This is a genomic window from Mycobacterium arosiense ATCC BAA-1401 = DSM 45069 (assembly GCF_002086125.1).
Classification (GTDB): domain Bacteria; phylum Actinomycetota; class Actinomycetes; order Mycobacteriales; family Mycobacteriaceae; genus Mycobacterium; species Mycobacterium arosiense.
Genome location: NZ_MVHG01000053.1, coordinates 26,765 through 34,269, shown reverse-complemented (window position 1 = coordinate 34,269; position 7,505 = coordinate 26,765). Strand labels below are relative to the sequence as shown.

The following is a 7,505-nucleotide window of genomic DNA, read 5'->3' as shown; positions in this document are numbered from 1 at the left end:
CTTGTCGAGCCTTCCTGCCCACGTCGTGGGCCGCAAGACTCTCATAGGCCATGGATCAACCGATCGGGGTCAGGCCAATCCGGGTAGCAGTCGATGCCGCCACACGCGAGACCGCGTCGGCGTCTTCCGTTTCGCGGCCGTGCCCGCTCGACTGCAGGTCGACCGATCGCCCGTCCGCCTTCCGGGTTGAACCTAATGGCGCATAGATCCCGAAAAGATGGTGCGTGATCGACTCAGGACGGCTCATTGGGATCATTGCAACCTGTAAGCGGGTAGATACAAGTCTTGGGGACAGGTGCAATCGGCGTGGCCGGACGTGTTCCGATTGACCATGTCTGACAGCCACGGCTCTCGAATGCAATATCAGTTGCCGCAACGAGGACATATTGCGCCCCAACCGCTTCGCCGTGCGCGATGACATTCGCGGTGCCTTCCGCGGCAGCCGAGGAGAGTCGCGACCACGAGCAGGGCCCGGTGTTGCTAGCGCCGGCGGTCAAATACAGTCCGGGCGTGATGTCCTGGCCGACCCGGTATACACCGTCGTGATCCATAAATGGCACCGGGCGGCCAGGAGACGCTGCACCAGGTCTAGCCCACATCACCGCCGCAATGACGACTCCCGTCAACAGAAATGACGCTTTAATCACTAGATGGGTCACCGCAGCAGTGTGGGCTTGGCGCGCACTTACCCTGCCGCGCGCCGCCGACCTATCCGCATCCGCACCAAGGGATCGGTCCGCGCCACCGCCCATGCGTAGGACTCGCTCTGACGTCCTGCCGATCTGGAAGAGGTGTATCACCATGTGCAGTAATACCTTTCGCTGGTGGAATCGGCGTGAAATCACTCTCTCTATGGAAGGCATCGGTGCATGCTATTGTCTCGATACCGCGGCGCACCGCACTGTTGCGCTGGGTGGCCGCTGCCTCGCGGCTAGTCGCAGACATGCGATCGGTGGATCTTGCTGCCCCAGTGCTTGACTCTCTCCACAGACGGGCCATTAACCCACGCGGTATTGCGCGCCTTCACACCAACGCCGACGTTGGACAGATGCTGCCATAGCCGATAGAACGCTTCGCCCTCAAAGATCGCGAAGTGCGAGTCGCCGGCCGAATCCGTTACTTGTGTCAGGGCCTGCGCCCTGGGGCCGAGATACGCTTCGGCTTGGTCGATGTTGGCCGTGACCGAATCGGCCTGCGCTTGAATCTGTCCGACTGTCCAATCATTATTGGCCTCAAGCAGATTGAAGCCAAATCTGTCAATCTGACGAACAAGTTCCCGATATTCGGGTTTGAACCACTGACACATCTCTCGCTCCGCTGTGATGTCGGCATCGGTGACATCGTTACGGTTCGCGTCATACGGAAATGGAAATTTTGGTGTCCAGTTACTCGGGCCCGGAACGACCGCGGGCAGCAACGGATCGGCGGGATCATCCGGCGTCGCGACCGCACGTCCCCCCGGCTGCGTCGCTGCCGCGACCAGAACGGCGAGGCACCACATTGTCATGCGGACCAGGCGCCTGCGTGAGCGTAGAAAGGATATGTGTGCTGGGTCAGACATGCTCCACCTCTTGTCTATCGCGGCCCATGAGTCGAATGTCTGGCACTTTTCCTGCGTGCGATCCGCCACCCGCGATCGTCCTTGCTGTCAAGGCTGGCCGTAGGTTGCGCCCGGATCGAACGGGGTGTCGGGGCACAGGTCTGTTTGCGCGGCTCGCACGATCCACAGCGCTTGATCCATTGAGCTTCCATTGCGCACCAGAATCCCGCGCTCAGCCATTGGGGTCGATCGATCGCGGAGGTGCCGGCACACTTGTTCGCCAAGGTTTAGTCCCTCAACGACGTCGCGGTTGTTGATGATCAGCACCCCATGGGCAGCGATGGTCGCGATGAAGTCGTTGTTCGGGTCAGCGCAGGCTATTGGCGTCGACACCAAGCCGGCGATCAACGCCGCGGTCGTGAATGTAACTCCCTTCATCACCGCGCGGGCCTCCATCCTCTTTCGGTTTACTCGCGGCCACCACCACACGATTAGTGCCGCGGAGCGGCCTGACCATTGGGTGCATGCGCACGCTGTCATAGGCGGTCTAGATCTGTAGCGGCGGCAGAAGGGCGCGCGGGATCACCGTTCGCGTATCGCCGGCCTCGGCTGGGAAGAACTCGCCTGCACTGAAGAAAAAGGTCACTGCATCATCGGTGACAGCGAAGTTTTGGTAGTGCGCCGGGTTGCGACCGATGTTGGGGTCCAGATGGAAATTCCTTGCCTTCTGCTGACGCGCTAGATCAGTCGCCACCGCGGGGTAGATTTTGTCGATCGGATTGGAGCCCGGGACGAACAATTCGTCGAAGGTCACCGGCCGGTTGCTGTTGAGGTCGTACGTAAAGGTTTTCGGCGTGTTTTTTCCTTCCCGCCCGGAACCTTCGGCATCGAAGAACTCAACTAGTAGGAGACTTTCAGTACCATGGGGCGGTTGCCCGTAACCCTGCTGCTGCTGGCTGGTGGTTGACGACTGACCTGCACTGAACAGTTCAAATGTGTTGTACAAGTTGTACGGCAGACGCTGAGCGCCGGGAGTCTGCGCCAAGCCGATCAAGCGGCTGCGCTCCTGCGCGAGAAAACCGGTCACGGCCTGCTGGTCGGGATAGTCGGTGGAAAATCTCAGATCAATGACGTAAGCGGGAGTGGTCTCGTTGACGTGGCAAATATTGCCTGACTGTATGTTGCCGCCCATTTCGGCGCAGGCAGACTTCGCGGCGGCGACCGCTACCCCGCTGACGGCACCGATCGATCCGACCAGAACCACTGCAGCGGCGGCAGACACTACGCGTATCACAAATGCCATTTTACCTGGTGAGGTTTCGCTTGCAACTAGTATCTCGCGGAAATTGCCCTATCAATCGACGAAATCATTACGCAATCCCGTGCTCAGATAGATTTCGTTCGCGACAAGGAGCGAGCCGTGCGATCACTAGGCACGCTCGGTCAGCGGCCACTCGCGCCGGCTAAAACGACAACTGCGACGGAGTACGTCCTCGGTTGAGTCGACGGCCAACCCTGATCGCCGCCGCCGTTCACTGCGCTGACTCCGTAGTTGGTCAACGTGCAGTCGGGCAGTGCCTCGAAACCCCTTCCCTCCAGCACCGCACCCCGGATCGCTTTGTCTTCGTCATCACCAGTGCCGCCGGTGCGATAGTCGGCGTAGCCGTTGAGCAACCTCGCGTTCATCGTGTTGTATCCCGCTTCGCGCAAGACCTTCAACAAATCCGTATCAAGGCTAGGAGGCAGGAATTTCGCCTCATGCCTGACATATAGATCGTTCTCTTTTGCCAGTTGCTGGCTCACGTCGGTCAAGACCGGGTCTGTTCGCAGCGGTGCGCATCCCGCTTCTGCTCGCGCAGCATCGATTTCGGCACGCAGATGCGACGAGGGATCCGCTGTACAGGTGGGCGCGCAAAAACCTGCAGTGATCATTACTAGGACAGCGGTAATGGCGGACGCCGCAATAAGCGTCACGAGTAGTCGCTTGCTTAGCGTGCGCATTGGCCAATGGCGCGCAACGCCAATGTTGATGGGCCGGCCTACGCAGACCTGGCGCCGCCGCCAACTCACCATCTGCGTCGCTCTGTCAGTCCGGAACGCTGCTACTGGGCGTGCGGTGACCTCCAGCCATGCCTGAGCGAGCAGCGTCATTCGTCGCAGACCATCATTTCTGACCGATGACGGAGCCGATTCCGCCGACTTCGCTGATCTGCCAGTCGTGCTTGCTGTCAATGGTGATGCTGTAAGTGGCAGTTGACCGCAAACCTTCCTGCGCCTGCACGGTTTTCGTGTCGACACCCACGAAGGTGTCGACCACGAAGACCCCGTTAGATTCAGACCGGACCTTGGCCGCCAACGGAACGGCGGTCGAGTTCCACTGCAGCGGCTCGAGGATCTGCTCCATGGATTTCGCCGCGCTGTTCAGCTTTTCTTTGAGCTCCGGAGTGGTGCCTTTAACCAGGTTAGTATTCCATGACTTCAAGTCTTGGAAGTTGATTTTTGCAGCGTCGACTGCGTAGTCGAGAGCGATGCGCTCGGCATGCGCGCTGTCCGACGATTGGCGGGCCTCTTGGTTCAGTTTCGCTGTAGCTCCCACGTAAAGCCAGCTCAGCACACCGATGCCGACCAACAGTGCACAGATCAGCAGGGCGGTCAGCAGCGACCTGATCGAGACCGATATCTGACGACGTTCCGAACCCGTGTTCTCAGTCTGCTTGGCAGGGTTGGGCTTTGCAGTCTCACCGACCGCAACGTCACCTACCGAAGCGGTGTTTGTGGACGAGTCACCGGTTTCCGGGACAGCATCGTGTGTGTCGGAATTTTTCGATGGATTGTCCGCGGTATCCGAACCTGGTTCTGTGTGGTCAAATTCGGATTGTGCTTCGTCTTGCTCTCCGACTTCAGTCCCAGCTGTGGGCTTCGCCATCCCTGGACCCCTTTCTTACTACCCTGGCCTGATTCAGTTACCCCGGGCCTGATTCAGCTCATTTCTGCGGAACCGCGACGTGGAGTTCCACGACACCATCCTCGGGCAGCGTTGCCAGGAGGTTCGCCAGGATTTGACTGGTGTCGAAATTTCGTAGCGAGGACGCAATTAGCTTGACGTTCTCCGATGTCGCTTCGCCCAATATCCTCAGATCAGCGCCACGATCGTCAAGGAACTTCTGAATCCGGGTGATGAAAGCTGAGAAGTCAGCCACACCCTCGGGTCGCAGGGTCAGCCCTACCGTGGCCAACGCATCGTTCCAAATGACGCGCAGCGGTGGCGCAAGGTCTCGGATAGGAGGTGCCGCTTCGGCCAGCGCCGGGCCGACGAATTCGGCGTTTTGAAGCAACGATTGGAAATTGTCGAGTAACGCGCGGCCCTGACCCTTGAAGTCGGCGGTGACGTTGCGCAGTAGCATGCTGGACCGCGCGAGATTTGGCGCCACCGCTCCCGGGTCGGGAAGTCCTGTGTCGGCCTCACCGATCACGCGGCTCAGCTGCTGCGGGTCGAGCTGCTTGAGCACTCGGCCGACGCTGGTGGCGAGTTCCGATATCGACGGCGGTTGCTTGATTTTTTCAGCCGCAATTCGTTGTCCATCTCGCAGCAGCGGCCCGACTGTGCTGCGGGGCTCAAGCTCAATGTAGGTCTCTCCAAGTGCTGACAGGTTGTCCAGCCGAACATCACTGTCTACAGGCACCGGATATTGATCCTCAATGTAGAAGTGAATCGTTGCCGACGACACGGTGGCATCGACTGCCGTGACTTTTCCCACCGGCACGCCGCGCAGCAGGACGTTGGAGTCCACGGTGATGTTGTTGACGTCGGGCACGTCCATCGCCAACGATGTGCGTTTGGCGGGTGCCCCGACGCGGATCCCAAGGGATGCGACAAACATAACGAATAGCGTGACAATCGCAGCAAATACGACGAACGAAACCACGCCCAGCCAGGCCGTGCGCCTCACGGCATCGCTCCGATCATGCGGAGCACCTGTTGAACATCCCCTGACAACTCGCGGCCGTCGGGCCCAACAATCGAGGTGATGTTGATGGCGGGATATTTCCGTTCGGGCAGCAAATAATCGGAGGCCACTTTTTGGAAGCGCGGCAACTCCTCGTCAAACGCCCATTTCGAACGCTGGACAGCTTCTAGGGCCCCGCTGACGGACTCCAGCACGGGCACAAGCCAATAGCCGTTGAAGTACACCGTGCCCAACGTAGGCAGTAGTGGGGCCAGAAAGTGGGTGACGATGAAATTGTGGTGAAAACCTTCGACTCCCAGCGGCGAGAACCAGAACTTGAAGTTCTGGGCGTTGGTCCCCATTATGCTGCCAGCCTGAGATAGGCCATTCAACCATAGCTCTACGTTGTCCATGTTTTGCGAAAGATCACCGAGGTCTGTTGCGACTCGCGAGGCGATTTGACGTGCTTCAGCACGTGGTGGTGTCACCCTGTTGATCTCGATGATGCTCGTCTGAGCTTTCTGAATCACCCCGCTGCCAATGAAGTTGGCCATACTGGCAATTGTGTCCTCAAGTTGGGGGGGCGAGGTGGTGCGCACCGCCGGAATCCGTCCGCCCGGTTTCAGCGGCGGTGCCGCGGAATGGTCATCTTGATCTCGCTCGAGCGCAATGTAGGTGTCGCCGAGGACGGTGGCCTGCTGGAGCACCGAGTGAATATTGGCCGGCACAACAACTCCGCGCTTTATCCGAGATGTGACGTCGACGCCGGTGTGCGTCAGGTCCATCCTCGTGACTATGCCGACTTTGGTGCCATCCATGACGACTTTGGCGCGCTCGGGAAGGTTGAGGACATTGGCGAACTCGATGGTGATGTCGTAGCCGTCGTGGTAATCGCTCCCGGGGATGGGGAGGGAATCGACGTTCAGTGAGGCGCAGGAGCACAGCGTTGTCGCAGTAGCGATCGACACGCACACCAGGCGCAGATTCAGCCTCATCGTCGCTGAGCCTCCGTCAAGACGTATTGGAGGAGAGCCATATCCACCGCGTGGGGCTGTCCATTGACGTCGGCGCAGCTGCCCGGCGCTGACGCGTTCATCTGTCCACATAGGGCCAGCCCGTCGGGGGTCCGGATGCGAAACAGCGGTGGACTCCAAGAGATGAGATCGAATTGGTGGTTGTTGACGTAGTAGGACAACGTGTTAATAAAGCGCGGCACCGGATTGAGAACGTTAGCGATGCCCTTCGAGTGTGGGCTCAAGTGTCGTAGTAAGTCGCCGAAGGTATCGAGCCCGGTCTGGATGTCGTCGCCCAGGACATGCTCGAGGTCGTCGACCAGCCTGATGAGTTCGTGAGCGACATCGGTCAGTCCCAGGGTGCCCCGCATCGCGTCTAACAGATCGGGGGTTGTCTGTTGCATGTCGAGCAATATCTGCTTTGCCGGAGTGCGGTTGTCGCGCAACGTCTTTGACAGCACGGCGAGATTACGCACGATCGCGCCGAGGTCGCCTATCGCACGATCGGGGCTGTCCAACAGCGCTGAGGTTTTAGTCAGCAACCTGTTCAATGCGGGCCCGTTGTCGTGAGCCGCCTCGTCAACATCGCGCAGTGCATCCTGAATGTTGGTCGAGTCTTTTGGATTAATGCCGTTGACGAAATTCGTTGCGGCGCCGATTACCTGAGACAGGCTCAGCGGTGTCGAGGAGTTCGTCAACGGGATGCACCGGCCGGGCTGCAGGCGCGGACCGGACTCGTAGTTGCCGACGAGTTCGAGTGAACGATCGGCGAGGATCGACGTGGAGCGGGTTACCGCTTTAACTCCGGCCGGTATGGCCCGGGGTTCGGTGATGACGAACTGAACCTCGACGCTGGTCTTTCCGGGAATGATCCGGTCGACGGTCCCGATCTTGTAGCCCATCTGGGTGACGGGATTGCCCGCGTAGAGTCCAATGCTGTCATGCATGATCGCGCAGAATTTCGCGGACTGGCTGGGTGGTTGGGTTCCACACGCTGCGCTAGCT

At 59.4% G+C, this 7,505-nt stretch carries 10 protein-coding genes; all 10 read right to left on the bottom strand.

All coding sequences use genetic code 11. The features are described from left to right. Positions 1-55: 55 nt before the first annotated feature. The 10 genes from BST14_RS30110 to BST14_RS18610 all read right to left on the bottom strand — a co-directional run bounded on the left by BST14_RS30110 (position 56) and on the right by BST14_RS18610 (position 7,447). On the bottom strand, positions 56-247 hold the full coding sequence (locus BST14_RS30110; protein ID WP_158085899.1) for a hypothetical protein: 192 nt from the start codon (positions 245-247) through the stop codon (positions 56-58). Beyond that, positions 234-551 carry an Rv1352/Rv1906c domain-containing protein gene (locus BST14_RS32805; protein ID WP_497795587.1) on the bottom strand — a complete coding sequence of 106 codons (318 nt, stop codon included), beginning with the start codon at positions 549-551 and terminating at the stop codon, positions 234-236. Before BST14_RS32805 ends, BST14_RS30110 begins: the two co-directional genes overlap by 14 nt. A 380-nt stretch (positions 552-931) precedes the next feature. Further along, entirely contained in the window at positions 932-1,501 is a 570-nt protein-coding gene (locus tag BST14_RS18645; protein WP_083065860.1) for a hypothetical protein, read from the bottom strand. Positions 1,502-1,648: 147 nt separating this feature from the next. Continuing rightward, positions 1,649-1,996, bottom strand: a complete 348-nt coding sequence (locus BST14_RS18640; RefSeq protein ID WP_158085898.1) for a DUF732 domain-containing protein — start codon at positions 1,994-1,996, stop codon at positions 1,649-1,651. Between the two features lie 91 nt (positions 1,997-2,087). Next, the gene (locus tag BST14_RS18635) at positions 2,088-2,822 is read right to left on the bottom strand and encodes an esterase (RefSeq protein ID WP_158085897.1); all 735 of its coding nucleotides are present in this window, start codon (positions 2,820-2,822) and stop codon (positions 2,088-2,090) included. Between the two features lie 161 nt (positions 2,823-2,983). After that, a complete protein-coding gene (locus BST14_RS29620; RefSeq protein ID WP_142279469.1) occupies positions 2,984-3,691 on the bottom strand; it encodes a spore germination YkwD domain-containing protein in 708 nt (235 codons plus the stop codon). A 13-nt stretch (positions 3,692-3,704) separates the two neighbouring features. Next, complete coding sequence (locus BST14_RS18625) at positions 3,705-4,466, bottom strand: hypothetical protein (RefSeq protein ID WP_142279468.1); 762 nt, start codon at positions 4,464-4,466, stop codon at positions 3,705-3,707. Positions 4,467-4,524: 58 nt separating this feature from the next. Beyond that, entirely contained in the window at positions 4,525-5,490 is a 966-nt protein-coding gene (locus tag BST14_RS18620) for an MlaD family protein (RefSeq protein WP_245845512.1), read from the bottom strand. Further along, positions 5,487-6,482 (bottom strand): MlaD family protein, encoded by a 996-nt coding sequence (locus tag BST14_RS18615; protein WP_211280756.1) that lies wholly within the window; start codon positions 6,480-6,482, stop codon positions 5,487-5,489. The genes BST14_RS18620 and BST14_RS18615 overlap by 4 nt, the downstream gene beginning before the upstream one ends. Further along, positions 6,479-7,447 carry an MlaD family protein gene (locus BST14_RS18610; RefSeq protein ID WP_083065856.1) on the bottom strand — a complete coding sequence of 323 codons (969 nt, stop codon included), beginning with the start codon at positions 7,445-7,447 and terminating at the stop codon, positions 6,479-6,481. The genes BST14_RS18615 and BST14_RS18610 overlap by 4 nt, the downstream gene beginning before the upstream one ends. Positions 7,448-7,505: the final 58 nt, after the last annotated feature.

What these genes read in the sequence shown, in the direction of transcription:
- BST14_RS18610 (WP_083065856.1), bottom strand. Translation starts at nt 7,447, where the DNA reads ATGCATGACAGCATTGGACTCTACGCGGGCAATCCCGTCACCCAGATG.
- BST14_RS29620 (WP_142279469.1), bottom strand. Translation starts at nt 3,691, where the DNA reads ATGACGCTGCTCGCTCAGGCATGGCTGGAGGTCACCGCACGCCCAGTA.
- BST14_RS18645 (WP_083065860.1), bottom strand. Translation starts at nt 1,501, where the DNA reads ATGTGGTGCCTCGCCGTTCTGGTCGCGGCAGCGACGCAGCCGGGGGGA.
- BST14_RS18625 (WP_142279468.1), bottom strand. Translation starts at nt 4,466, where the DNA reads ATGGCGAAGCCCACAGCTGGGACTGAAGTCGGAGAGCAAGACGAAGCA.
- BST14_RS30110 (WP_158085899.1), bottom strand. Translation starts at nt 247, where the DNA reads ATGAGCCGTCCTGAGTCGATCACGCACCATCTTTTCGGGATCTATGCG.
- BST14_RS18615 (WP_211280756.1), bottom strand. Translation starts at nt 6,482, where the DNA reads ATGAGGCTGAATCTGCGCCTGGTGTGCGTGTCGATCGCTACTGCGACA.
- BST14_RS18640 (WP_158085898.1), bottom strand. Translation starts at nt 1,996, where the DNA reads ATGGAGGCCCGCGCGGTGATGAAGGGAGTTACATTCACGACCGCGGCG.
- BST14_RS32805 (WP_497795587.1), bottom strand. Translation starts at nt 551, where the DNA reads ATGGATCACGACGGTGTATACCGGGTCGGCCAGGACATCACGCCCGGA.